Here is a 26415-nt window from a genome sequence, read left to right as displayed (position 1 = left end):
ACAAAGGGGATTTTGTCTATGATTGTTGAAGAAATCATGAATACAACTGTGTTCTCCTTAAAGCCATCCAACACTATTAAGGAGGCTGTTCAACTACTAAAAAAAGAACAGATTCGTCATTTACCTATTACAAATGTAGCTAATGAAGTTATTGGCCTAGTGACAGAAAGGGATATAAAAAACGCGCTTCCTTCTTCCCTGCTCAAAATACCAGACGAAGGTATCTATGACCAACCATTAGAAAATATTATGACAAAGAATATAATTGTTGGTCATCCACTTGATTTCGTCGAAGAAATCGCCATTATTTTCTATGAACATCGCATCGGTTGTTTACCTATCATCAGCGGTGGTAAATTAGTAGGAATCGTAACAGGAACAGACTTACTCTATAACTATATTGAGTTAACTGGAGCAAACAAACCAAGTTCACATATTGAAATTCGTGTACCAGATATCGTTGGCATATTATTTGAAGTAACAAAAGTATTCCATAAGCACCACGCGAGTGTATTAAGTGTCTTAGTATATCCAGATAAAGAGTTTGATGAGATGAAAATACTATCTATTCGAGTAAAAATCATGAATCCTCTTTCCATCATTGAGGATTTACGAAAAGAAGGGTTTGAGGTGCTATGGCCAAATATGCCGGGCATGAAAATGTAGAAAAAAACGCCGTATTCATCTACTCAGATAATCAGCTTGGATATAAATTTTCAGACACTCATCCTTTTAATCAAAAAAGACTAACTTTAACAGTTGATTTACTAAATGAACTTGGTGCCTTAAATAAAGCCGATATTGTTGAACCACGTATCGCAACAGATGAAGAAATTCTTCTCGGTCACGATTCAAAGTATATGGATATAGTAAAAAAAGCTGGCCACGGTGAAATAACAAATGAACAGGGTGAGCAGTATGGCATCGGCACAGAGGATACTCCCATCTTTCCATTTATGCATGAAGCGAGTGCTCATATCGTTGGTGGTACATTAACTGCATGCGATTATGTGATGCAAGGAAAGGCAAAGCATGCTGCTAATTTAGGTGGTGGACTTCATCACGGCTTTAAAGGTCGTGCATCGGGATTTTGTATCTATAATGACAGCACTGTAGCCATTAAGTATATGCAACAAAAATACAATGCTAGAGTACTCTATATCGATACAGACGCACATCATGGTGACGGTGTTCAGTGGAGCTTCTACGATGATCCAAATGTGTGCACTATTTCTATTCACGAAACAGGTCGTTATCTATTTCCTGGCACTGGAAACGTTACAGAAAGAGGAACTGGTGAGGGTCATGGTACTTCCTTCAATTTACCAATTGATGCTTTTACAGAAGATGAGTCATTTTTGGACATCTATGAAACAGCCTTTAGAGAAATAGTCGATCATTTCAAACCAGATGTGATTTTGACACAAAATGGTGCAGATGCTCATTATTTTGATCCCTTAACTCATCTGTATGGTTCGATGAAGATTTATAAAGAAATTCCACGAATCGCTCATGAGCTAGCTCATGAATATTGTGATGGCCGCTGGATTGCAGTAGGTGGTGGCGGCTATGATATTTGGCGTGTAGTTCCAAGAGCATGGTCACTTATTTGGACAGAAATGACTGACCAAAAAGCTCCTGATGGGCCGCTTCCGTCTGCTTGGTTAGAGAAGTGGCAGACCGAATCTCCAGTCACCCTAATTCCTACTTGGATGGATCCAATTAATATGTATAATGAAGTGCCACGAAAAGTAGAAATCACCGAAAAAAATCATCAAATTTTAGAAAAAGCATTGTACCTGATTCGTTCTATCAAAAGCTAAACGTACATAAAAAGGATCGCTCCTATCGTCTTTCACACGATGCTAGAGCGATCCTTTTTTATTTAAGTTTTTATTTTACTGAATCTCGTTCTTCAATGCGGTGTGGAAGTATAACAATTCCTTCTTCCACTGTTTCTTTGTTCATAAATTTAGTTAAAAGGCGCATTGAAACCGCACCTATATCATACAGCGGTAATACAACACTTGTTAATTGAGGACGTACCATACGTGCTAGCTTCGAATTTTCAAAACTAATTACTTCAATATCGTCCGGTACTTTCTTACCTGCATCTTGTGCACCATGGATAATTCCTATGGCTAGCTCGTCACTACCTGCAAAGAAGGCTGTTGGTGCATTTTCAAGCTTGCTTAACTCTGACCAATCTTCGATACCACTATCATAAGAATCTTCATTAGCTATAACAAGATTGTCAGCTAATTCAATTCCGGCTTCTTCTAATGCTCTTTTGTAGCCAGCAAATTTATATTCTCGGTTTATCGTAGAAGTGAATGGTCCTGACACGAAAGCAATTCGTTTATGGCCATTATCTATTAGTCGGCTAACAGCTTCATAAGCGGCTTGTAAATAATCTATATTTACAGATGGTATTTCTTGTGTTCGGTCAATTGAACCTGCCAAAACGATTGGTACAGGGGAATGTCCCATTTTATCTAATAACTCTTCTGTGACTTGCTCGCTCATCAAAACAATTCCATCAACTTGCTTACCATACATATTATCTAATAACTGAAGTTCCTTCTCTTCTCGTTGATCAGAATTGGATAAAATAATATTATAGCGATACATTGTCGCGATATCTTCAATACCTCTAGCAAGTTCAGCATAGAAAATATTGGATATATCCGGAATGATAACGCCTACTGTCGTTGTTTTTTTACTTGCTAAGCCACGAGCAACCGCATTTGGTCTATATTCTAAGCGTTCAATTACATCAAGAACTTTTTTTCTAGTTGACGGCTTAACGTTTGGGTTGCCATTGACGACACGTGAAACTGTCGCCATAGAAACATTTGCTTCACGTGCAACATCATAAATTGTAACGGTCACTTGATGACCTCCTTTTCTTTTCTTCTTTTTATGATACGACAATTAGCAAAGATTTTTCAACAAAAGAAAGGTGACGATTCTAGTAATTCGAATCGTCACCCCCTATTATGCTTGTATTTCGTAAGATTTCATGAACTTTTGTAGAGTTTCGTAGAATTCATCGAATTGTGGAATGCTCATTTGTTGTTGAGCATCCGATAATGCTACTGCTGGATCTGGATGAACTTCTGCCATAACACCATCTGCTCCAATAGCAATGGCCGCTTTAGCACATGGTAATAGTAAATCACGACGACCAGTTGAGTGCGTTACATCTACAAATACTGGTAAATGTGTTTCTTGTTTTAAAATCGGAACAGCTGAAATATCTAATGTGTTACGTGTCGCTTTTTCATATGTGCGAATACCACGTTCACATAGAATAATTTGATCATTACCTTTTGAGATAATGTATTCTGCAGCATTGATGAATTCATCAATTGTTGCTGCTAAACCACGTTTTAAAAGTACAGGTTTATTTGTCGCTCCCGCAGCTTTTAATAATTCGAAGTTTTGCATATTACGTGCACCTATTTGGATAACATCGATATGATCTAGCGCTTCATCCAAATGTGATGGTGTAACAATTTCAGAAACTACAGCTAAACCGAATTCCTTTGAAATTTGTTTTAAAATTTTCAAACCTTCAAGACCTAGTCCTTGGAAGTCATATGGAGATGTACGTGGTTTGTAAGCTCCGCCACGAATCATTTTCAGACCTTTTGATTGAATCGATTCAGCAACTGCTGCTACTTGTTCGTAAGATTCTACCGCACATGGACCAAATACGAATGTTGGTTCTCCAGAACCAATTGCTTCTCCGTTAATATTCACAATTGTATCCTCTGGTTTCCGTTTACGAGATACTAATAATTCTTTTTTATGATCTGTTTCTTGTAATTTTAATGCTGATTTAAAGATTTCTTTGAAAATATGTTCAATCGTACCTTGACTAAGTGGACCTTCATGATTTTCTTTCAAAAGGTTCAACATATGTCTCTCACGAAGAGGATCATAACGATTAACACCTTGTTTTTCTTTAATCTTACCAATTTCTTGTACGACTTCTGCACGTTCGTTAATTAAACTTAAAATTTCAAGGTTTAATGCGTCTACGCGGTCACGTAAGTGATCTAAATTTTGATGACTCATTGCGTTTCTCCTCACTTCCTCGTATCAGGTACTTTCAGTAGACTGAAAACTGTGATACATTTTTAGATAATATGAATATTATAATCAATATTTTTACAAAAGTCACGCAATATTTCTTTAACGCTTCAACGCGGCGAAGTATATTGCTTTAAATGCACATGAAAGGACGTGGCAAAACACGATGTCTAAGCTATTTGCATTAGATATAGGTACACGATCTGTAGTTGGAATAATTATAGAAGAACAAGGTGAAAATTTCCACGTTGTCGACTTAATGATTGAAGAACACAAGGAACGTGCTATGGTAGATGGTCAAATACATAATGTATTACATGTAGCTACTTTAATAGAGAAAATTAAAACTCAACTTGAAGAGAAACACGGCCCTCTTCATAAAGTAAGTGTTGCTGCTGCCGGTCGAGCCTTAAAAACTGAACAAGCTGCTGTCACTATTAATATAAAAAACCGACTTGCTTTCACTGAAGATGATATCAGCCGTTTAGAATTAGCTGCTGTTCAACAAGCCCAGCAACAACTATTACAAAATAAAGAAGATAAAAATAATACTAGTCATTATTATTGTGTTGGCTATTCAGTTTTATACTACCGTTTAGACCAAGAAGAAATTGGCAGTTTAATTGACCAACAAGGCGAGGAAGCTTCAGTTGAAGTAATTGCCACCTTCTTACCAAGAGTCGTCGTAGAATCGCTGTTAGCTGCTCTTAAACGTGCAAATTTAGAAATGGAAGCATTAACCCTTGAACCAATTGCAGCCATCAATGCGTTAATTCCTCCCACAATGCGCCGATTAAATGTCGCTCTAGTGGATATAGGTGCAGGTACGTCAGATATCGCCATTACAGATAAAAGTACAGTTGTAGCTTATGGAATGGTACCTACAGCTGGTGATGAAATTACAGAGGCGTTAAGTGACCATTACTTACTAGACTTCCCAGTTGCTGAAAAAGCAAAAAAAGAAATGGCTATGCAAGAAGAGATTAATATTCAAGATATATTAGGCTTCGATCAGTTTTACCCACGCTCTGAAATAATGGAAAAATTACGTCCAGCAGTCGTACAACTTGCTACAGCGATTGGCACTGAAATTTTACGATTAAATAACCAAATTGCTCCAAAAGCCGTTTTACTAGTAGGTGGTGGCAGTTTAACACCGGATTTACCAATGGAACTTTGCAGAGTTTTAGAGTTACCAGAAAATAGGGTGGCAGTTCGAGGGATTGATGCCATTCAACAACTCACAAGGGAGGATCATGTGCCTGCCTCTCCTGAACTTGTAACACCTATTGGTATTGCCATTGCCGCAAAACGAGCACCAATAAAATATATGACGGTCGAAGTAAATAAACAAATCATCCGTTTATTTGAATTAAAAGAGATGACTGTGTCAGACGCATTACTTGCAGCCAATGTTTTAGCTACAAAATTATACGGTAAACCAGGTCTAGCTCTTTCAATTAAAGTAAACGATCAGGATATCTTTATACCTGGTGGTCATGGTAGTCCAACTGAAATTTTCGTCAACGGTAATAAAGCAAACACCAAACACCTCATACAAAATGGTGATATCATCGAGTTAAAAGAAGGCGAAAACGGAGCACCTGCTCAAGCTTCGGTAAAAGATATATTAGATGATGCTGGTGTTAAAAAAGTATACATCCAAGATTTATCATACGAAATACAACCGAAAATCACGGTAAATGGCCAATCAGTCTCCTCGGATACGCAATTGAAAGATCGAGACATTGTTTCTATTAAAACAGCCGATACCATAGAAGAAATTTTGTATTGGACTAACAATCAAGCCTTTATTAAACGAATAACACCATTTACAATTTTCATTGACAACAAGCCAGTAAATTTACCTGAATTCGCGAGTAGTTTATCGCTTAATAGTCTTCCGACAAAACTTCACTATGCTATGAAGCACAATGACCGCATAACCATCCAAATGACCGAATTGCCGACAGTTGAACTAATCGCTAAGCGCCTTAATATCCAAATAGAAGATCGTATAATTGTAACATTCCAAGATGAAACATTAGAGTTGAATAAAAATTGCATAACCGTTTATATCAACGGAGAAATTGCACATAAATCAGACGTCATACCAAACGGTGCTAAAATTCAATTTGTAACAAAAGATACTAGTAACTGGATTTACCAAGATGTATTCCGTTTTTCCAATTGGCAATTACCTGCAGATTTCAAAGGCTCATTTTCAATATTACGTAATGAAAAACCTTCAAAATTCGATGCAGAAATCTTCGGTGGCGATCGACTTTCTATTACATTAAATAAAGTAGAGCAAGAAATCTTATAAATTACGAAAAAAAGCTGTCTCAAATGTTCTAATAACGAACTTTGAGATAGCTTTTTACTTATGAATACATTATCTGTTTTTTGACGCTTCAGCTTTTGCTTCTTTCGTTACAGACTCGACTACTTCTACTGCTTCTTCAAGAGCCAAACTTACCGCCGTCGGCTCATTAGTTTCTGCTTCGTATTCTGCAATCGTTTTTTCCATAGTTTCCATGATATCTATCGGCTCTTCGCCTTCAGAAGAAGCCGTTCCATCATCCAATGGCTGAGTTGTTTTAGATTTGATTGATTTTACTTTATCAACTAATTGACCTGATTGTTCTTGTAGTGTTTTTGAAATTTGAGCTGATTTTTCCTTTGCAGTGGAAGAAAGCTCAATGCTTTTTTCTTTAATTTGGCTAGCTTGTGTTGCCACATCATCACGCAATTCTTTACCTGTTTTAGGAGCTAAAAATAACGCTGCAGCAGCCCCAACAATACCACCGACAAATGCGCCAATCACAAAATCTTTTACATTTACATTTGATTCGTCATAGAGAGATTCAGTTTTATGTTCATAAGGTTGTGGTAAGTAAGCATTCACTTCCGAACCCTCAATTCCTTGGTTACCATAAACATCATAATTATTTCTCACATCATTGTAATTCGGTTTTTGTTCTGACATACCTAGCGCCTCCCAAAATCTTATTTTCTTCTTTTTCGCTTAACAGTTTCATCTAGTGTATTCACCGTAACTGTTTCACCGTTTGCTTTACGCTCTTTCATCTTACCACGTATTCCCATAAAAGCGTTACTCCATTGAATAACTTGAGCAATCTGATCGCTGTTTTTCGAAACGTTTGAATAAATAGAAGATGTTACTTGTTGTACTGAATTATTCAATCCATTTACTGAATCACCAAAACCTTTAACGGCTTGAACTACGGTATTCAGTTGTTTAGATTTATCCTGAATATCCTCTGCCAAACTATTTGTTTTTTCTAACAAGCCTGTTGTCTCACGTGTAATTCCTTGCATTTGACCTTCAATTCCAGCCATTGTATTCGCTACATTATTCAACGTTGTTTTCAACGAATTTAATGTCATTGTTAAACCAATACATAAAACAAGGAACCCTATAGCCGCAACTAGTGCTGCTATATACAAAATAACTATCATCTTACACCCTCCTAACTATATACATTTAAGTTCCCACAAAATGAATGTATTTAAACATAACATATTACAATACATTCAACAAAACATTGCTAAATCCTGCTAATCATCATCACTATACTACAAAAATAAAGAATTTTCCATTAAAAAAACAGCTCAGCCTCAAGAAGAGGTTAAACTGTTTTTTTATATATTTTCACTTGTATTATGCGTCTTTTTCTAATAAATGAGCTTCAAATGCTTCTTGGAATTTGTGCACATCGCCTGCACCCATAAACAAGAATACAGATTCTTTATGCTCTATTAAAGAAGGTATATTTTCTAACTTCAATAATTTACTGCCTTCAATTAGATCTACTAAATCTTGTATAGACAGAGCACCTGATTTTTCACGCGCAGAGCTGAAAATATCACAAAGATAAACACTATCTGCTTCACTTAAACTATCCGCAAAATCTTGTAAAAAAGCTTGAGTACGTGTAAATGTATGTGGTTGGAAAATAGCTACAACTTCGCGATTCGGGTATTTTTGTCGTGCAGATTGAATCGTTGCTCTAATCTCTGTAGGATGGTGAGCATAATCATCAATTAATGTACGAGCGCCAATTGCTGTCTCAGTAAAACGACGTTTAACACCATCGTAAGTACTTAGGCGAGCTTGAATCGTTTCCGCTGGAACTCCTTCATAATGGCATAAAGAAATCACGGCAAGTGTATTTAATACATTATGATCTCCAAACATTGGAATATGGAATTTACTATAAAATTCGTTGCGTACGAAAACATCGAAGGTAGACCCTTCAGTTGTTTTTTCTACATTACGCGCTTCAAAATCATTTTCAGAACCAAAGCCGTAAAATACTACTGGTACATTAGCTTGAATTTTTTGTAAGTGTTCATCGTCACCACAAGCAATAATAGCTTTTTTCACTTGTAATGCCATTGATTGAAACGCATCAAACACATCTTCTATGTCTTTATAATAGTCAGGGTGATCAAAATCAATATTCGTCATCACTGCATAATCTGGATGATATGCTAAGAAATGACGGCGGTATTCGCATGCTTCCATTACGAAGTTTTGAGCGCCTACTGCCCCGCCACCAGTACCATCACCAATTAAAAAAGAAGTCGGCTTGTCTCCTTCTAACACATGAGACATTAAACCTGTTGTTGAAGTTTTACCATGGGCTCCTGTAATAGCGACTGATGTATATTGTTCTAAATATTTCCCTAGGAATGTATGATAACGAATTACTTCTACACCGATTTCACGGGCTTTTACTAACTCTGGGTGCTCGTCCGTAAAAGCATTACCCGCAATTACAATCATTCCTGGTTGAATGTTGTTCTCATCAAAAGGCAAGATGGTAATATTGCGCTCTCTTAGAGGATCCTCTGTAAAAAAGTATGTTTCGATATCGGAACCTTGAACCGTCTCACCTGAATCAAATAGAATTTGTGCAAGTGAACTCATTCCTGATCCTTTAATTCCTGTAAAATGATAAACTGTCATGTTGAAACCTCCCGGGAAAGTTTCCTTACCCTTGATTAATCAAATCTTTAAAACATATTACATTATAGCATGGATTACTACACTTCTAAAATAAACGATAATTCCCACTCTTTCACTTTTATTATTTATAAGTAATAAGACATTAGTCATAAATAATTTACATTTCATCATATCCGTTATTAAAGAGATTCTCTAAATCTTGTGTTTTCAAAAAAACATCACGTGGTTTTGTACCTTTTGACTCTGAGATAAATCCTTGAGCTTCCATCATGTCTACTAATCTGGCTGCTCGATTATAACCGATATGGAATTTTCGTTGTAAAGAAGATGTAGAAACTGTACCTTGCTCACAAATGTGTCGGCATGCTTCTTCAAATAACTCATCTTGTTCCTCAATAGCCTCAGCTTTTCTCAACAATTCTTCTTGTTCAAAAATATATTCCGGCTCGCCTAGCGATCGCATATAGTCTGTCACAGCTTCTATTTCTTCATCCGTTACGAATGTACCTTGCACACGAATAGGCCCAGACATTCCATTACCTAAGTACAGCATATCACCACGACCTAATAATCGCTCCGCTCCTTGGCTATCTAATATTGTACGTGAATCAATTTGAGATGATACAGAGAAAGCAATACGTGTCGGAATATTAGACTTAATTAGCCCCGTAATAACGTCTACAGATGGGCGTTGAGTTGCAAGTACTAAATGTATACCACAAGCTCTTGCTTTTTGAGCAATTCTACAAATAGCTTCTTCCACATCAGTAGGAGCCATCATCATTAAATCTGCTAATTCATCGATGACAATCACTAAATATGGCATTTTTAATGAAAATTTTCGTTCTTCTTCAACCATTGCATTGTATCGAGTAATATCTCGCGCGCCAACATGTGCAAACAACTGATAACGTCTTTCCATTTCCTCTACAGCCCATTTTAAAGCTGCAGTAGCTGCCTTGACATCGGTAATCACCGGGCTCACTAAATGAGGAATATGATTAAATGCAGCCAATTCCACCATTTTAGGGTCAATTAAAAGCAGCTTCACATCTTGTGGGCTAGCTTTTAATAATAGACTAACCAAAATTGAGTTAATACAAACAGATTTACCAGATCCAGTTGCCCCTGCAATTAATCCATGAGGCATTTTACGAAGATCAAGCGTTACCGGTTTTCCTGTTAAATCTAAACCCAACGCTGCTTCAAGAGGCGAATCTGAATCAATAAATAACTGGTCACCAACAATCTCAGAAATACGCACTGGTCGTGATTTTTGGTTTGGAATTTCAATTCCGATTGAGCTCTTACCTGGAATCGGAGCTTGAATACGTATATCCCTAGCAGCTAGAGCCAGTTTCAAATCATCTGCTAAATTACGTATTTTACTCACCTTGGTACCATGACCAACTGTAATTTCAAATTGCGTTACTGCAGGTCCTTGCACAATTTGAACAATCTCTCCTTTTACTTGAAAATATGAGAGTGCCTCAATTAGTTTCTCACCTTGCATATCCATCCATTCAAAATCCTCTGTCTTTTCCTCTGGTGACTCTAAATATTTTAGAGATTCGTCAAGGTTTTCGTTAATGCGTGATGGCATAGGCTCTTCAATTTCAGGTTCGATGACTGGCTCTACTGTTGTCGCCGCAACTTCTTGATTATCAGACACCGTATATGTTTCTAATATGGGTTGTTGTATAGGGTTCTCTGTAATACTCGTTGCAACAGGCTGCTCTTTTACGACTAAAGGGAGAACAGTTTCTTCTACGCTCGTATTTAATAATTGCTTAGTCTTTGCTTCTTTCAGTGCCCATTTCTCTTTATCTGTTTTTAACATAAGAACATTAAATGGAAGTTTACTTTCTTCTTTTTTTACTGGCTCTTGGTACTCTTCCTCTTTTGAAGATGGTTCCTCTATTTGTTCTACTTTTTCAGATGGCTTTATAGTTGCTTCTACAATTATATCTTCTGATTTTAAAAGCTCATCTTCAGGATCTTCCGCTCGGCGAATAAGTTCTTCGACAATGGCAGGTTTTTCTTCTATAGTAATCTCCTCTATGGAAGTTTGTGCCTGCCCAACTAATTTTACTTCTAGATTTTGATCTACGATTTCATTCAGCTCTTTAATTGCAACAGGTATTAGCTGTTGTTGGATTGGCTCTTCACCAGTAGTTGGAGAGGCAATTTCCTCACAATCACTATATTGATCATTTACTTCTTCCATTTTTATAGTCGATTCAGTTATACCCTCTTCAATAGCAACTTCAAGAGGCTGTTCTTCCATTACTATTATTTCATCAATAGCTTGGTCTACATTCACTTCTGTTTCAGCAATTACTTGAGTTTCTTCTATTTCTGCTTCAACAATTTTTTGGACTTCTTCTACTATTGTTTCAACAACTGTTTGGGCTTCTTCTACTTTTGTTTCAACAGTAGCTTGAACTTCCTCTACTTCTGTTTCAGCAATTGCTTGGGCTTCTTCTACTTTTGTTTCAACAGTAGCTTGAACTTCCTCTACTTCTGTTTCAGCAATTACTTGAGTTTCTTCTACTTCTGCTTCAACAATTTTTTGGACTTCCTCTACTATCGTTTCAACAACTGTTTGGGCCTCTGCTGTTTCTGTTTCAACAGTTGCTTGAACTTCTTCTACTTCTGTTTCAACAGTAGCTTGAACTTCTTCTACTTCTGTTTCAACAGTAGCTTGGGCTTCTTCTACTTTTGTTTCAACAGTAGCTTGAACTTCCTCTACTTTTGTTTCAACAGTAGCTTGAACTTCCTCTACTTTTGTTTCAACAGTAGCTTGAACTTCCTCTACTTTTGTTTCAACAGTAGCTTGAACTTCCTCTACTTTTGTTTCAACAGTAGCTTGAACTTCCTCTACTTTTGTTTCAATAGTAGCTTGAACTTCCTCTACTTTTGTTTCAACAGTAGCTTGAACTTCCTCTACTTTTGTTTCAACAGTAGCTTGAACTTCTTCTACTTTTGTTTCAACAGTAGCTTGAACTTCTTCTACTTCTGTTTCAGGAATTGCTTGGGCTGCATTCATTTCTGTTTCAGGAATTGCTTGGGCTGCATTCATTTCTGTTTCAGTAATAACTTGAGCTTCCTCTAGTTTTGTTTCAACAATGGCATGTTCTTCTGTAGCAGCGGTGTGTAGTGACTCCATTACTTCTACAGTAACCTGTTTTGTTGCTTCTAAATGATCATCAGTCTGTTTTAGTTCATTGGATTCATGGCCCTCTAGCTGGTCATGAGTAGAACGCAAAGGTGGCTTTTGAAAACCATAAACGGGTGAAGGTACATTTGTAGGTTTGAACTTTTGCTTTTTTACTTGCTCTGGCTTTGTGGTAGTCACAGTTTCAGTTTCACTCTCAACCGATCTACGACCTAGTGAAGAACTTGGTCGTTCCCTATAAGAAGCGGTTGTATCATAATTTGGCTTTGGGTTAAATGGATTAATACGCTCTTGTTTTGATGGCACCTCGTTATACCCATTCTTCACTATTGGTCTCCGCTGCTCTCGTGTTTCGAATCGAGCTGGCTCCTGATATTGCTGTACCTGATTTTCAAATGGTGACCTTCTATTTTGCGTTGTTGTTTGATTTTGAGAAGACGGTTGGAAACGATCTCGTTTTTGCTTTTGTCTCTGTTCTTGCCATTGATCTGGTTGAACGGATTGTGGCTTTGGTCTAACTTGCTTATTCGATGGTAGTGGCGCTTGCTTGCTTGGAGTTTCCTTCTTTATCATTTGCGAGCGCTCTGAATCAGATATAACCGGGAAACGGAAAGCATCTCTTTTACGTAAAAATGCGGGTATAGAATCTTCTTGTTGTACTGTTTCAAACTCTTGTTCTATATAGTCTTCATATGTATCTTGTATTTTAATTCTGTCATTATTAATCTTTTTTTCATTATCATATTCTTCGATTTCGTCACCCATAATACGAGCAACTACATTTTTAAACCACTTCATAAGAATCACTCTTTTCCAAATCGTTGCATTCATTTTATCAGTAATAACGCCAAGTATGCAATGAGAAGCGAAAGAATGCACTAGAAAATTACCATTTTTCTCAAATTCATTTCGTATATTAATATAATTATTTCTTTTTTGTTACAAAATAAAAAATCGACATACCTATAATTCGGTATGTCGATTTAATAATATTTTATTTAAGCTTGAAAAGGTGTACCTACAATTGCATCATCTTCAAGCACTAAAATACCTTTTACTTGCGGAGCGTTTGGTATTGCTAATTCGCGAGCTGAACAAATCATTCCAGAAGAAGGAACGCCACGTAGCTCAGCATCTTTGATTAACATACCTGAAGGCATTACTGCTCCCACTTTAGCTACAACCACTTTTTGACCTGCTTCAACATTTGGAGCACCACATACAATCTGTAATGTTTCATCTCCAACATTTACTTTACAAATATTTAATTTATCTGCATTCGGGTGTTTTTCTTTTTCTTCAACAAGACCAACGACAAATTTAGGTGTTAGGTCAACATCTAAATTTAATGTTGCGCCATTCTTAATGATAGCTGCATCAATTGCTGCTACTAGCTCTTCCGTAATTTCAACGTTACCTTGTTGTTCGATTTGCAAATATTCACTTGCATTAAAAAGGTTAAACCCTTTTACTTCGCCAGTAGATTCTTCTTTTAATAGAACTAAATCTCCGTGCTTTTCTAACACAGTTTTTACGATTGCTTCTGTCGATAATTGAACGAGTAAAACGTCTCCAACATAAGCTTTGTTGTATGATACGATCATTTTTTCTCTTGCTCCTTTTTCACTCTGTTTTTAGCTAATATAAAGATGGGTTCTAAATCGCCATCTTCATAAATAAATGACAGTGATGTAATTGGGACAGTGCCTACTGTAAAGAAATGCATAGTCATTTGTGCTAGTACATCATATCCTGCTTCATTACGAATATCTCCTATGATTAGCACGTCTTGATGCGGTACTGACACAGTCATATCCCCTTCAATCTTACCACGCATTTCCTTTAAAAAGGTATCATTTAAAATACGACTTGCATCATAACCATCATTTTCATTTAAAAAATAGAAAACATTTTCAGCTACTACGTCTTTTTTAACTTTCGTATTCAGCTTTCTTATTTGAAAGCGTGCAGCTTCTGTTATTTGCTCTGTTGATACATTTAGCTTGTCTAGCATATCGACATCGATTAGGCGGTAAGTATTGCCAAGGTCAAGAGCATAGTAAATACGTGTCTCTGCTGTGTGATCAGTAGTAACGAAAGCATGACCATCTTTTGATTTTTTCGGAAAAGATGTGGAGCGAATGATTGGGAAAATATTATCTATGTTCTCAAATCCTTCTGCATGCTCTTTTTCCATTGCTGAAAATGTCTCTTGAATTGTGTAAATTACTTCATCAATTGCAAGTTCTTTTTTCGTTTCATATTTAGAGAGGATACCTGGTAAAGATATGTCCATTCCTTTACCTAGCTCTTTATGATCTAATCTTAATTTGTTGTGTTTTTCATCAAATTGCCATTCAAAGTGAGTATCACTCAATCGTTCTTGTAGCTTTTTGACTAGCTCTTTAGATTTCAACTGCTTCAACTCCCTTTATTTTCAAATAAACAAACGGTTCACTTTTTTGTGAACCGTATCAGACAGTTTTTCTTTCACTATCTCCAAAGACTTATAATGATTCTAAAAACTCTTCAATCTCAATTTGTGTTTTACGATCTTTACTTACAAACCGACCACTTTCTTCACCATTTTCAAATGCGACGAAGCTAGGTATACCGAAAATGTTTAAGTCTCCACATAAATCGATAAAATCATCACGATTAACTGATACAAATTGAATATCTTCGAATTTTTCTTCTATTTCTGGCATAAACGGATCGATAAAATGACAATCTGGACACCAGCCTGCTGTAAATAGAAAGACTGTTTTTCCTTGTGATTTTAAGTCTGAAAATTGTTCAATAGTTTGTAAACTTTGCATGTTCTTAACCTCACTTATTAGTAATCTTCACTGATCGAACAATTTGCATCATTTGTTCTATTAGTTCATCAATATTTTCACCATTTGTAATGGTCGTCAATTTAACACCACCACTACTTACAAGAATCTCATATTGTTTGTCTTCTTTCTTTAAAACACTTGCAAATCCAAATCGGTTCTTCTTTTTAAAAGTTTGTTCTTTTACTATATTAGCTTTTTTATCAGCTTTCAAAGCTTTATAAAATCTTTCACTATCATTACTTTCATTAGGATTAATAAATAGAACAAATGCATTTTCATCTTTAGACAATATAATATTTGTATCATCAGATGAAGTTTCTATAGTAAATTCTGAAGGTAGATAGAAATTGATTTTATTGGTTTGCTCTGTACTTTTCTCAGGTTTGGCGTTAAATACACTTTTGGCATTCTCCATTCCCTGATCCATTTGTTCTTCAATAGTTTGTCCGCAACCTGCCAGACTTGCCAGTACAGAAATGATTAGTAACAATACAATAGTATATCGTGACATGCCATCCTCCATCCTTGCTTGAACTCCATTCTATTTTAAAGATGTTATAGAGTCCATGCAACTTTAGTGCTCTTCCCACTAAACTGCTAATAAAGAGGGAAAAGTCATGCTTTTTGGAAGAAGTATTGCCCAATTAACAATTTTATAACATGTTCAAACATTTCTTTTCGATCAACAAAATCCTGAGTGAAAATACCAATTGCTCCAGAATGTTGTCGAATATCGTTTTGTTGAGTGTATTCATCCATTACAGGACCTAGCTCTCTGCCACTTTTCACCGCTTCTGCAACTGTTTCTGGCAATGGAATCTGAGCCCCCGCAGCTGTAATAACATGTCCATTTTTTAAGACAAGAGCTCCCCAATTGCAAACATACATAACCCCATCAATTTCTTTAACTCCACCTTCTAATCCAAATGAAAAATCTGCATTGGAAACATTACTAGTATTCTTAGCACGATTAATTGCACCTTCTCTTGTTTCAGCATCTGTCATCGGTTGTACGGATACGCCAGATGCAACTTCAATATGTTCGAATACTAATTCTTCATTTATACATTGTTTTACAACTGCTTCAACAGCACCTGTCTTAGCTTTATTTTTTGTTCCTATTGCTATTAGCATTTTCATACTCCTTTAAATAATTATTTATGTACAGAAAAAGAGGGCCCTTGTCGGAACCCCCTTAATAGTATAACAAATTAGCCGTTTGCACGGATTGTTTCTAACGTTGTACGGTCTGCATTTTTGACCAGCTTCACGATCAATTCCTTCGCTGCATCTAAATCATCCGTATGAATGATTGAAGCATGTGTGTGGATATAGCGTGAACAAATACCGATAACAGAACTTGGTACACCATCATTAGAAATATGTACATTTCCTGCATCTGTGCCACCTGGTGAGACGAAGTATTGATATGGAATATTATTAGATTCAGCTGTATCTAGAATGTATTCACGCATTCCTCTATGAGTAATCATTGTGCGGTCCAAAATACGAAGTAAAGGACCTTTACCAAGTTGACCGAATTGCGTTTTATCACCTGAAGTATCATTAGCTGGGCTGGCATCTAATGCAAAGAAAAGATCAGGTTTAATCAAATTAGCTGACACTTTAGCTCCGCGTAGTCCAACCTCTTCCATAACATTCGCACCTGAATATAATGTATTCGGTAGTTTTTCGTCTTTCAGTTCTTTTAATAGTTCAATTGCTAATCCACAGCCATAACGATTATCCCATGCTTTAGCCATAATTTTTTTCGGGTTTGCCATCGGTGTAAATGGACAAACTGGAATAATTGATTGGCCTGGAATGATACCCATTTTTTCAGCATCTACCTTATCGTCAGCACCAACATCAATTAACATATTGCTAATTTCCATTGGTTTTGACTGCATTTCTGTTGTTAATAAGTGTTTTGGAACAGAAGCAATAACACCTGGTATTGGACCATTTGTTGCATATACTTCAACACGTTGCGCAAGCATTACTTGATTCCACCATCCACCTAGAGGTTGGAAACGAAGCATACCATTATCAGTAATTGAAGTTACCATTAAAGCAACTTCATCCATATGACCTGCAACTAGAATACGGGGACCATTTTCGTCACCTTTTTTTAATCCGAAAATGCCACCTAAATTATCCTGCACAATCTCATCAGCATACTTAGATAACTCTTGTCGCATAAAAGCGCGTACGGCACGTTCATCACCTGGTGCCCCCGGTAGTTCAGTTAGTGTTTTAAACATATCTAAAGTTTCTTGATTCAATTGAAAAGCCTCCTTTAATGAGCCACTATATCTTTTATTTTATCCAAAAAATGCTTTTATTACTAGCACTTTATTTCGGCAACCGAAATGTGGATAGCGCCATTTCAACTAACAGTGTGATCTCCATGTATAAAACTTTCCTCATTTGAACTAGTATACTCAAAAGTACCACCCTCACATTTTCACTCCATATAATGGATGTGGTACACTAGCTTCATATGAAATTTAGGGAGGCAATGATCTATGAAATTACGTGATTTCCTACTTGGTGTTGCAACAGGACTTGCTGCAGCTTATGTAATTAAAGAAGCTAGCGAAAAAATTTATCCAAACAAACCAGCTAATTCAGTATTGTCTGACATTAAAAACTTATTTAAACAAGAAGGTCCTATCGATGGATCATGGATATTCATGGAACCAGAAGTTTTCAAAAAAGAAAACATCGAAATCCCTGTGTATAAAGGCGGTATTTCTCGCGTTCATAATGGTGAAACACAAAGTTTTGAATTTGCTGCTGATGCGAAAACAGGCTCGATTATTGACTTAGTACGTGTTTAATCCTTACGTTTTTCTAAAACTCCTCGTTATAGAGGAGTTTTTTTATTTTTAAACAAAAAAACAAACGTAATTTTCTCTTCCGTAGTGGACTACTCTCAAATTCACATAAAAAAAGTATCTCAAGAGCCAACTTTCCAGCTCAGAGATACCTACTATAATGAAAAGGAAAAGAATTATCCTTTAGGGACAGTCTCTTCTTTCATCTCTTCTCTTGTACGTTTCAATTCTCCGATTACTTCTTTACCTGTCTCGTTCCATTTAATGAGACGATAGTGTGCATCATGATAGAAGCTAAACCAATAGCCGTTTTCTAATGCTTCCTTCATTAACTTTTCTTTAGCGAAAACTGATGTCATTGGATAGTCATCGTACGCAAGGACCCATAATGGATTTTGGTGAGCATGTGTTGGCATAATGTCCGCCATATGTAGAATAGTCTCCCCATTTTGCGTTAACTTAATAATACTGTGCCCATTACTATGCCCACCTGTATGAATCATTTCAATACCAGGAAATACGTCTAATTTACCAATGAATGGAGCTACTAAATGTTGCACCGGCTCCCAATTTTCTTTCCAATACGTATTTGCTGAACGAATATTTGGTTCTCGCATTTCATCCCATTCAACTTGTGATACAAAGATTTTAGCATTTGGGAAAGTTGGTACCAGCTTGTCCTGTTCCCATTTTGTTAAACCACAAGCATGGTCAAAATGTAAATGTGTCATAAGAATATAATCGATGTCTTCCGATAGTAATCCCATTTCGACTAAGCCATCATCGATAAATGATTGCTCTGTCACACCGAAATTTCGCAATTGCTTCTCAGTAAACTTATTGTTTCCAACACCTGTATCGACTAACATATTCTTGCCTTGATATTGAATAAGAATTGGATCTGTCGGTAGTTCAATTTGGTTATTTTCATTGACCGGATACTTGCGTGACCAAAGTGGCTTTGGCACTACCCCAAACATTGCTCCACCATCTAAAAAAGTGGTTCCCCCTTTGAGCCATGTTAATGTCATATCATGAAATTTAAATTGATCCATTTTCTTTTCCCCCTTGTTTTAAAACTTAGAGTTCAAACATTTTTATTTTTATATAAAAATGAATATTCCCTCATATAAATTGTAACATGTACAAAAAGGTTGTTCTATTTTTTTCTATCCATTTCCATTTTTACAAACAAAAAATGCAGTAGCTTATGTAAGCTCCTGCATTTTCAAATCTCTTCATTTCACTTCTGGTAACTGGAATTGTGCTTCCACCCGATAAATTGGTTGACCTTTTGCAGAGAATTTCTCTTCGTATTCAGTCATAATATTATCTTCAAGCATTTCTTTGTGTAAGTCTAAAGAGACATAAACAAGTTTCATACCATATTGTGACATGCTCACTAAAGAGTATTCAAATAGGCCACGGTTATCGGTTTTGAAGTGTACTTCACCGAAATCAGGTAAGATATTCTCATAGATACTTAAGAAACCAGCATGCGTTAATCTTCTTTTTGCATGACGTGTTTTTGGCCATGGATCAGAGAAATTTAAGTATAAACGGTCAACATCGTTTTTCTCAAAAAACTTTTCTAAATCCGAACCATTTACTTTTAATAATCGTAAATTAGTTGGCTGACCAGCAGCTTGTACTTTTTCAACCGCCTTTACTATAACACTGTCAAAAAGCTCAATACCGATATAGTTAATCTCTGGATTAGCAAGCGCCATACCAGTGATAAATTGTCCTTTACCTGTTCCTACTTCAATATGCAATGGATTGTCGTTTTTGAATACTTCATTCCATTTACCTTTTTGCTCTTCAGGATTTGGAACGACGATGTCTGGGTGACTAGCGATAAATTCTTCAGCCCATGGTTTATGTCGAAGTCTCAATTCTTTTCCTCATTTCTGTTATTTCTACTATTCAACTTCTCATTATTAAAGAAAGCTTTCCATTCGTCAAGAAGACTTTCTTGCCAATTGCCAAGCTTGATGGATTACACCAAAGTGAATCGACTCATATTCCTTTGTCTCACCAGCAAATTCTCCATCTGTATGAGCCATAACCTCATTATGAATTTCAACTTCGAATTCTTTAGCAGAATATTGGTGAACTGCTTTTAATCCAGTATGTTTACCAAAAAAGACGGTACTAAACAGAAACAATAATTTTATACGAGAGATTTCATAAACAACTGTCAATTCGATATTGTGATCATTTGGGATAGAGTATGGCGAGACTTTCATTCCACCACCAAAGTATGGCTGATTACTAGCTACTACAAGCCATACTTTTTCAAAAACTTTTTCTTGTCCATTATGTACAACTTTAGCCGAAAATGTTTTAAAATTCATTAATGCCTTAAGTAAAAAATAAATATATGTCAGTTTCCCCAAACGAAAAATATTAAAGTATTGCTTAAGCTTCGATTCATTCGCCACTTTTGCTATATATGCATCGATGCCAATTCCTGCGTTATTAACAAAATAATATGTAACACCATTTCTTTGCATATTTCCGACATCCATTAATTGACCACCACTACATTGCTCAACATACGCTTTTATTTCTGCTGCCGTTTTAAACGTTTCATATCCTCTTCCGAAGTCATTTCCAGAACCTGCACCAATTACGCCAATACAGACTTCTTCATTCTCTAAAATTCCTTGTACTACTTCATGGACTGTTCCATCTCCACCAATTGCGATCAATAAATACTTTTCAGATTGCACTATAGCTGAGTTGGCGTATCGTTTTGCAATCTCAGTTGCATGGCCCGGGTAAGCTGTAAACTCTATTTGATACGGGATTTGCAAGGACTTTTCTAGATAGCTCCATTTCCTCTTAGCAGATCCATTTCCCGCTTTTTCATTAATAATAAAAACAACTTTCACTGATCCATATCCTTTTCCTCTGTCTTTGTATCCCAATTCGTACGATGGAATGATGTTGTTTGGCCTGTATTTAATACCGACTGTGCAGCTTTAAACTGCATATGCTTCATAGGAGATGGGTTCTTTTTTAAATTTGAAAACCATTCTGGAAATTTACGTTTATCGATAAATTGAACACCATATGCTGAACCAGGATAGTCGATATAGCCATTTCGTGATAAGACAATTTTATGGATTGGTATATCAATTTGATCATTTGTAAACAATTGTTTCAATATAGATTCCATACGATTTAAACTAATCAATGGACTTAACACTTTTTTGTCTGTTGTACCTACTTTTTTCACCCAAAAGCGTTCTCCACTACCAATAAATGAAGCTCGTTCTTCCTCTTCAAGAACTTGAATACAAAGACAACTTGTTGGTGTAAATAAAATAATCCCCATCTCAATAGGTGCTTTTTTCAATTGTAGAATAGGATAGTAGAATAACAAATAACTATCTGGAAGGTTTTGTGTCAATGCTCGTAATAACGAATCACGTTGATATCTTGGTTCAACATATGATTTTTCCCTTAAAGTTGAACTAGCCCACTTTAATTGAAATTGAAATAGTTGGTCAATATACATTCGCTTTAATTCTTCAGCCGTTTGTGGTCGATAAAGTATATTCGGTTCAAAATCTAAAGTCATTATTTCCTCTGGCATGTCTTCTTCATCTGTTACGCCATGAATTAAACTAGTTTCATCTTGTACTTCGTCATTGTGCACAAGTTCCTCTTGCTCAAAAGCTTCATCTTTCTTTTTAAGAGAGAAAGAGAATACCTTTTTAAAAAATGGATTACGTTGCTTTTTTTCTAATTCTTCAGACTCGTGCTCCCATTGCTCTATTTCAGCACCAGTTTCCCATTCCTTTTTCATACGTTCCCACTGGATTTGTTTTAATCTTACAAATTGAGACGGATAGCGTTTCAAATCAATTTGGTAGCGTGAAATATAATCTTGTAGCTTAACTAATTGCGCCATTATAAGCTTCCCTTCTAAAATAAAAATAAATTCGTTCAAAAGTAGGGTTATTTCTACTGCTTTATCTATCCATTCTACATGACGTAAAGAAAAAAAAATAGAGAAGGCGTTGATTTCGCCCCCTCTATCTCTATATTTTGTAAAATTATAAGGACCCTAACTGCTGTACACGTGCATCAAAAGCAGCTTGTAATTTTCTAGTCCATTCGCCTGGTTTCCCATTGCCAATAATGCTGTCATCAATTTGAATAATAGGCGTAATTTCAGAACTTGTTGAAGACATAAAGAATTCATCCATGTCTATTGCTTGCTCTGTTGTGAATGCTTCTTCTATAACAGATAATCCAATTTCTTCACAAAGGGACATTATAACTCTTCTTGTAATCCCATGTAAGATTAAATTATTAGTTGGATGTGTATAGAGTACACCATCTTTTATACCATACATATTTGAAGAAGAACCTTCCGTTACAATTTCTCCACGATGTTGTATTGCTTCGTAGCACCCTGCTTGTTGTGCTGCTTCTTTTGCTAACACATTTCCAAGTAAGTTTAAACTTTTAATATCACAACGTAACCAGCGAATATCTTCTACAAATTTAGCTTTTACGCCCTTTTCAAAGTTCTCAATTGAACGCTCACCTTTCATTGTATAAGCGATGAAAACTGGTTCAGTCGTTGGCTGTGGGAATGCATGAGCACGAGGTGAAGAACCACGAGTAATTTGAAAATAGACATAGCCATTTACAATTTCGTTGGCTTCAATCAAATCATATACCATTTTATGAAGAACATCTTTTGTATATGGAATCACAATATTAATTTTTTCAGCACTTTCATAAAAACGGTCAATATGCTCAGTTACTGTGAACATTGAGCCATTATAAACTTTAATAACTTCATAGACGCCATCACCAAATTGATAGCCACGGTCTTCTATAGAGAGTTTGATTTCTTCCTTTTTTACCAAACGGTCATTCCAAAGCATTGTTGTCATTCAAGCATCTCCTCAAGTTGTTTCTACACATATTTTACTCTTAGTTATCTGCCTCATTTTTATCACAATCATCAAAAAAGCGCAATGAATAAATATACTTCATTGCACTTTTTTGGTGAAAATTAATTAGTGTTATTATTTTTTTAGATATACCTTTTCTGGCTTTAAGTAATTTTTAAATTCTTCGTTAGATATTCGGATAAAGTCTTCTTTCATGTTATGTCCATTGTTCATAGCTAATGCTTTTTTATTTGTTTCACTTAAATCATTGAAAATAGGTTCATATTCTTCCCCTGGCCCATTATTCTGCCAAACAATAAATTGCATTGCACGGCTAACGTTAGTAAACACATTATTTTGGAAAGTAGGATTTACCGCACCACTTGCTAGAATACCACGTAAATTGCCTTCATTTACATTAGTGATTGTATTATTTTCAATAACTGAATTTGACCAGTTCATCACACGGATTGCATCTGATCGTGTATTGGAAATTTCATTGTTTCGAATAATAATACGATCATGGTATTTCCCGCCTGAATATTTATGTGTTCCAACCGCTCGGTCAAGTAGGTTAAATTTATTGTTTTCTATGACTACATTGAAATTTGGTTGAGCGTCAAATTTACTCCAAATTTGGCTCCAACCACTCGTTTTTGCATCTGGTGTATCAATGTTGATGGCTTCTTTATTGTAGCCTAGATAGTTTCTAGAGCCGTCAAATGTACAGTTTTTTACAACAACGTTTTTTGAAGCATCCAATTCAATAAAATGTCCTGAGTACATATTTAAGAATGTAATATTATCTACAACTATGTTTTGGTTATGTCCCATAATAATGGAAATAGCAGCAAGATCATAATCCATATCGATTGTTACTTCACCATGACCTATTAAGGAAATATTCTTTTCCCCTTTAAATTTGCCAAAAGCATCATCCTCTTTTGCTTTAGAAGGTCTCACAAATTGGAATATTGATTTGGCTGGTTTCATGCTAGAACCCGTATCTGTTCCTTTAATTATTCTAACACCATCTTCAAATTCAATCGTTACATTAGATGGTACATAAAGTGCGTTTGTAACTGTATATGTACCTTCATTCAAAATCAGTGTTCCGCCACCCGTACTTTCCAGTTTCTCTAGATATGAACGTAACATATAATATTGCATTGTTTCACTAGTATATGTGGAATAGTTCATATAATTTTCATTGATTGGATCTGATAAAGGAGTAACTGTGTATAAAGGCTTATCCTCTGCATGTGCTGCATCTGTAGATATGTATAATAGTAGACTAAAAAACAGAACTGTTGCTCCAAATAAAATACTTATTCTCTTAACATTAAGCATTGATCTAAAATCTCCTTTATGTTGAGTATAATATATAATAAACCCCCATCCAAATATTAGAAAGGGGGTTAATAATTAGTGTACTATACTTTTCAATCTCAAAAAAGGTAAATCTTATTTAGTTGCTAGTTCGACAATGGCATCTGCATAAATAGCAGCAGCCTTCACTAAGTTTTCAACTACAACAAACTCATCTGCCTGGTGCGCGATATCAGGCTCACCTGGGAATAACATACCAAAAGCTACACCTGTTTTTAATTCACGTGCGTAAGTACCGCCACCAATTGATAATAGCTCGGCTTTTTCCCCGGTATTACGCTCATAAACTTTAATTAGTTTCTGGATTAACTCTTCTTTCTCATCTACATAATGGGGAGCTGAGTTTTCTGCTATATCTAAGGCAAATCCATTTTTAGCAAGCTGTTGTTGAGCGGCAGTTATTTTTTCATCATATGGATATGTGACAGAATAGCGCAAACTTACTTGTACTTCTCCACCTTTCCCCGCTTCAAATGATACTACGCCTGCGTTAAGTGTAGTATCACCAGACATCTCATCATTGAAAGCCAGTCCTAAAGCATGACCGCGTGTTTCTTCACCAAATGAAGTTACTAAGAACTGTACAAATTCTTTTGATCCTGAAGTGGATAATTGTGTATTCAAAAATGCTGCTAATTTTACTGCTGCATTCACACCAGCATTTGGCTCCATTGCGTGAGCAGACTTACCTTTAACTGATACTGTAAACACATTAGATACCTTTTCAATCGCACCTTGTAAGCTCTCTTGTTGTAAATATGCTTGGAATGCTGCTTCAAAATCAGCAGATACAATTTGAATTTTGGCTTCTGCAAAATCAGGTACCATATTCGTACGATGACCAGCTTTGAAAGAAATTAATTGTTCGTTTTCAGCCATTTTTTGCTGTTGGCTAAATACTAATACAGCAATCCCTTTTTCAGCATTAATAATTGGAAAATCAGCATCTGGGGCAAATCCTAAAGTAGGCATTTCTTCTTTTTCAAAATAGCGAGTTACGCAACGGAATCCAGTTTCTTCATCAGATCCAATAATTAATCTTACTCGACGATCTAGTTGAACACCTGCATCCTTCACCATTTTCATAGCGAGCCAAGCAGCCATTGTTGGACCTTTATCGTCAATTGCCCCTCGTCCAAATAATTTGCCGTCCTCTACAACACCACCAAATGGAGGGTGTTGCCAATCACTACCTGCAGGCACTACATCAACATGACAAAGAATTCCGACTAGCTCTTCACCTTGTCCCATTTCAATATGTCCTGCCATATTATCGATATTTTTTGCCGTCAACCCTTGCTCTTCACCTTTTTGTAATAACCATTCCATAGCTTTTAATGGACCTTCGCCAAATGGTGCTTCTGCTGTAATTGTTGTTTCATCTAAAACACTTTCAATTTGTACTAATTCCTGCAATTCTTTAATCAATTCGTCTTGTCTTTCTTGAGCTTGTTTTAACCAATTCAAATTCGTTCCTCCTTACACTTTTCATAAATCCATTTTACACGGTTACTTACTTCTATGATAGAAATAACATAGCACTTGGCAATACACGAACATTTTTCCAACTAAACCATAAAATAATTCGTATATAACTATGAACATACTGTTACAACTTTGTAAATCCAAACAAAATGTTGGAAAAGTATTAAGTTTTTCGTTATAATCGAATTGTCAGATAATCATATTCTGACGATCAACTAAGAGAAGGGGATGTCTAAGGCAAAAGAAAAAAAGCCTGAAATACCTCGCAAATATTGTCGTCCGCTAGTCTTTGCCATGAGAATTAAGATGAAGGAGTGGTTCAACTTTGAAACCAACTACTGATCGGATGCTCAATCGTATTAAAGATGTGTATATGTACATTCTTAGCAATGGGACTGTAACTACGCAAGATTTAGTCGATGAATTCGGCATCACTCCTCGCACCATTCAAAGAGATTTGAATGTGTTAGCCTTTAATGACTTGGTGGAAAGCCCAAGTCGAGGTAACTGGACAACGACGCGTAAAAAAGTGAAAATGACATCATAGAACCATTCGACGAGTTAGATCTCACGCTTTTCGTTGAACAAGACGTTAACATTTGCCTTTATTTAGATTTATCATGCTGATCGCAAAAACGTCTTTTCAAAATTACTACTAAATTAATTACAT

General features: G+C 36.0%; 24 protein-coding genes. 5 read left to right on the top strand and 19 right to left on the bottom strand.

Annotation, left to right across the window (positions count from 1 at the left end):
* The first annotated feature begins 18 nt into the window (after positions 1–18).
* Entirely contained in the window at positions 19–666 is a 648-nt protein-coding gene (locus MKY02_RS04780) for an acetoin utilization AcuB family protein (RefSeq protein WP_076064942.1), read from the top strand.
* Positions 636–1823, top strand: coding sequence for an acetoin utilization protein AcuC (locus MKY02_RS04775; RefSeq protein WP_038187890.1), 1188 nt, complete (start codon positions 636–638; stop codon positions 1821–1823). Before MKY02_RS04780 ends, MKY02_RS04775 begins: the two co-directional genes overlap by 31 nt.
* 70 nt (positions 1824–1893) lie before the next feature.
* On the opposite strand, the gene ccpA is transcribed toward MKY02_RS04775, so the two are convergent.
* Both ccpA and MKY02_RS04765 read right to left on the bottom strand, forming a co-directional pair.
* Positions 1894–2892: a catabolite control protein A gene (gene ccpA, locus MKY02_RS04770; protein ID WP_076034305.1), complete on the bottom strand. Its 999-nt coding sequence runs from the start codon at positions 2890–2892 to the stop codon at positions 1894–1896.
* A 105-nt stretch (positions 2893–2997) separates the two neighbouring features.
* A complete protein-coding gene (locus MKY02_RS04765) occupies positions 2998–4083 on the bottom strand; it encodes a bifunctional 3-deoxy-7-phosphoheptulonate synthase/chorismate mutase (protein ID WP_038187896.1) in 1086 nt (361 codons plus the stop codon).
* A gap of 181 nt (positions 4084–4264) precedes the next feature.
* Between MKY02_RS04765 and MKY02_RS04760 the strand changes: the two genes are divergently transcribed.
* Positions 4265–6424 carry a cell division protein FtsA gene (locus tag MKY02_RS04760; RefSeq protein WP_340710725.1) on the top strand — a complete coding sequence of 720 codons (2160 nt, stop codon included), beginning with the start codon at positions 4265–4267 and terminating at the stop codon, positions 6422–6424.
* Between the two features lie 69 nt (positions 6425–6493).
* Here the strand turns inward: MKY02_RS04760 and MKY02_RS04755 are convergent, their stop codons facing one another.
* The 10 genes from MKY02_RS04755 to MKY02_RS04710 all read right to left on the bottom strand — a co-directional run bounded on the left by MKY02_RS04755 (position 6494) and on the right by MKY02_RS04710 (position 17397).
* On the bottom strand, positions 6494–7087 hold the full coding sequence (locus MKY02_RS04755; RefSeq protein WP_051448785.1) for a YtxH domain-containing protein: 594 nt from the start codon (positions 7085–7087) through the stop codon (positions 6494–6496).
* A gap of 20 nt (positions 7088–7107) precedes the next feature.
* The gene (locus tag MKY02_RS04750; protein ID WP_038187904.1) at positions 7108–7581 is read right to left on the bottom strand and encodes a DUF948 domain-containing protein; all 474 of its coding nucleotides are present in this window, start codon (positions 7579–7581) and stop codon (positions 7108–7110) included.
* Positions 7582–7783: 202 nt separating this feature from the next.
* Positions 7784–9094 (bottom strand): UDP-N-acetylmuramate--L-alanine ligase, encoded by a 1311-nt coding sequence (murC, locus tag MKY02_RS04745; RefSeq protein ID WP_038187915.1) that lies wholly within the window; start codon positions 9092–9094, stop codon positions 7784–7786.
* A gap of 157 nt (positions 9095–9251) precedes the next feature.
* On the bottom strand, positions 9252–13070 hold the full coding sequence (locus MKY02_RS04740; protein ID WP_340710723.1) for a DNA translocase FtsK: 3819 nt from the start codon (positions 13068–13070) through the stop codon (positions 9252–9254).
* Between the two features lie 200 nt (positions 13071–13270).
* Complete coding sequence (gene ytpR / locus MKY02_RS04735; RefSeq protein WP_038187917.1) at positions 13271–13876, bottom strand: YtpR family tRNA-binding protein; 606 nt, start codon at positions 13874–13876, stop codon at positions 13271–13273.
* A complete protein-coding gene (locus tag MKY02_RS04730; RefSeq protein WP_038187918.1) occupies positions 13873–14688 on the bottom strand; it encodes a DUF1444 domain-containing protein in 816 nt (271 codons plus the stop codon). Before MKY02_RS04730 ends, ytpR begins: the two co-directional genes overlap by 4 nt.
* 91 nt (positions 14689–14779) lie before the next feature.
* Positions 14780–15091, bottom strand: coding sequence for a thioredoxin family protein (locus tag MKY02_RS04725; RefSeq protein WP_038187920.1), 312 nt, complete (start codon positions 15089–15091; stop codon positions 14780–14782).
* 10 nt (positions 15092–15101) lie between these two features.
* The gene (locus tag MKY02_RS04720) at positions 15102–15623 is read right to left on the bottom strand and encodes a hypothetical protein (RefSeq protein WP_038188402.1); all 522 of its coding nucleotides are present in this window, start codon (positions 15621–15623) and stop codon (positions 15102–15104) included.
* A gap of 104 nt (positions 15624–15727) precedes the next feature.
* Positions 15728–16246 (bottom strand): DUF84 family protein, encoded by a 519-nt coding sequence (locus tag MKY02_RS04715; protein ID WP_038187922.1) that lies wholly within the window; start codon positions 16244–16246, stop codon positions 15728–15730.
* A gap of 77 nt (positions 16247–16323) precedes the next feature.
* On the bottom strand, positions 16324–17397 hold the full coding sequence (locus tag MKY02_RS04710) for a M42 family metallopeptidase (RefSeq protein WP_076064947.1): 1074 nt from the start codon (positions 17395–17397) through the stop codon (positions 16324–16326).
* 243 nt (positions 17398–17640) lie between these two features.
* Here MKY02_RS04710 and MKY02_RS04705 point away from each other — a divergent pair, with 243 nt between their 5' ends.
* Positions 17641–17955 carry a peptidase M4 gene (locus tag MKY02_RS04705; protein WP_038187927.1) on the top strand — a complete coding sequence of 105 codons (315 nt, stop codon included), beginning with the start codon at positions 17641–17643 and terminating at the stop codon, positions 17953–17955.
* Positions 17956–18128: 173 nt separating this feature from the next.
* On the opposite strand, the gene MKY02_RS04700 is transcribed toward MKY02_RS04705, so the two are convergent.
* The 7 genes from MKY02_RS04700 to pepV form a co-directional block, all read right to left on the bottom strand.
* Complete coding sequence (locus MKY02_RS04700) at positions 18129–19007, bottom strand: YtnP family quorum-quenching lactonase (protein WP_038187929.1); 879 nt, start codon at positions 19005–19007, stop codon at positions 18129–18131.
* A gap of 183 nt (positions 19008–19190) precedes the next feature.
* Positions 19191–19847 carry a tRNA (guanosine(46)-N7)-methyltransferase TrmB gene (trmB, locus tag MKY02_RS04695; protein WP_038187931.1) on the bottom strand — a complete coding sequence of 219 codons (657 nt, stop codon included), beginning with the start codon at positions 19845–19847 and terminating at the stop codon, positions 19191–19193.
* A 66-nt stretch (positions 19848–19913) separates the two neighbouring features.
* Positions 19914–20849, bottom strand: a complete 936-nt coding sequence (locus MKY02_RS04690) for a diacylglycerol/lipid kinase family protein (protein WP_076035358.1) — start codon at positions 20847–20849, stop codon at positions 19914–19916.
* Positions 20846–21874 carry an NERD domain-containing protein gene (locus MKY02_RS04685; protein ID WP_038187937.1) on the bottom strand — a complete coding sequence of 343 codons (1029 nt, stop codon included), beginning with the start codon at positions 21872–21874 and terminating at the stop codon, positions 20846–20848. Before MKY02_RS04685 ends, MKY02_RS04690 begins: the two co-directional genes overlap by 4 nt.
* Before the next feature lie 145 nt (positions 21875–22019).
* On the bottom strand, positions 22020–22871 hold the full coding sequence (gene dat / locus MKY02_RS04680; protein ID WP_038187940.1) for a D-amino-acid transaminase: 852 nt from the start codon (positions 22869–22871) through the stop codon (positions 22020–22022).
* A 135-nt stretch (positions 22872–23006) separates the two neighbouring features.
* On the bottom strand, positions 23007–24221 hold the full coding sequence (locus MKY02_RS04675; protein ID WP_340710720.1) for a right-handed parallel beta-helix repeat-containing protein: 1215 nt from the start codon (positions 24219–24221) through the stop codon (positions 23007–23009).
* Positions 24222–24335: 114 nt separating this feature from the next.
* Positions 24336–25727, bottom strand: a complete 1392-nt coding sequence (gene pepV / locus MKY02_RS04670; RefSeq protein ID WP_038187955.1) for a dipeptidase PepV — start codon at positions 25725–25727, stop codon at positions 24336–24338.
* Between the two features lie 343 nt (positions 25728–26070).
* Here pepV and MKY02_RS04665 point away from each other — a divergent pair, with 343 nt between their 5' ends.
* On the top strand, positions 26071–26292 hold the full coding sequence (locus MKY02_RS04665) for a DeoR family transcriptional regulator (RefSeq protein ID WP_038187960.1): 222 nt from the start codon (positions 26071–26073) through the stop codon (positions 26290–26292).
* Positions 26293–26415 lie beyond the last annotated feature (123 nt).

It is taken from the genome of Viridibacillus sp. FSL R5-0888 (assembly GCF_038009105.1).
In the GTDB taxonomy this organism is placed as follows: Bacteria; Bacillota; Bacilli; order Bacillales_A; family Planococcaceae; genus Viridibacillus; species Viridibacillus arenosi.
Note: the sequence above shows the minus strand (reverse complement) of the source record. Positions and strands in the feature narration are given on the sequence as shown.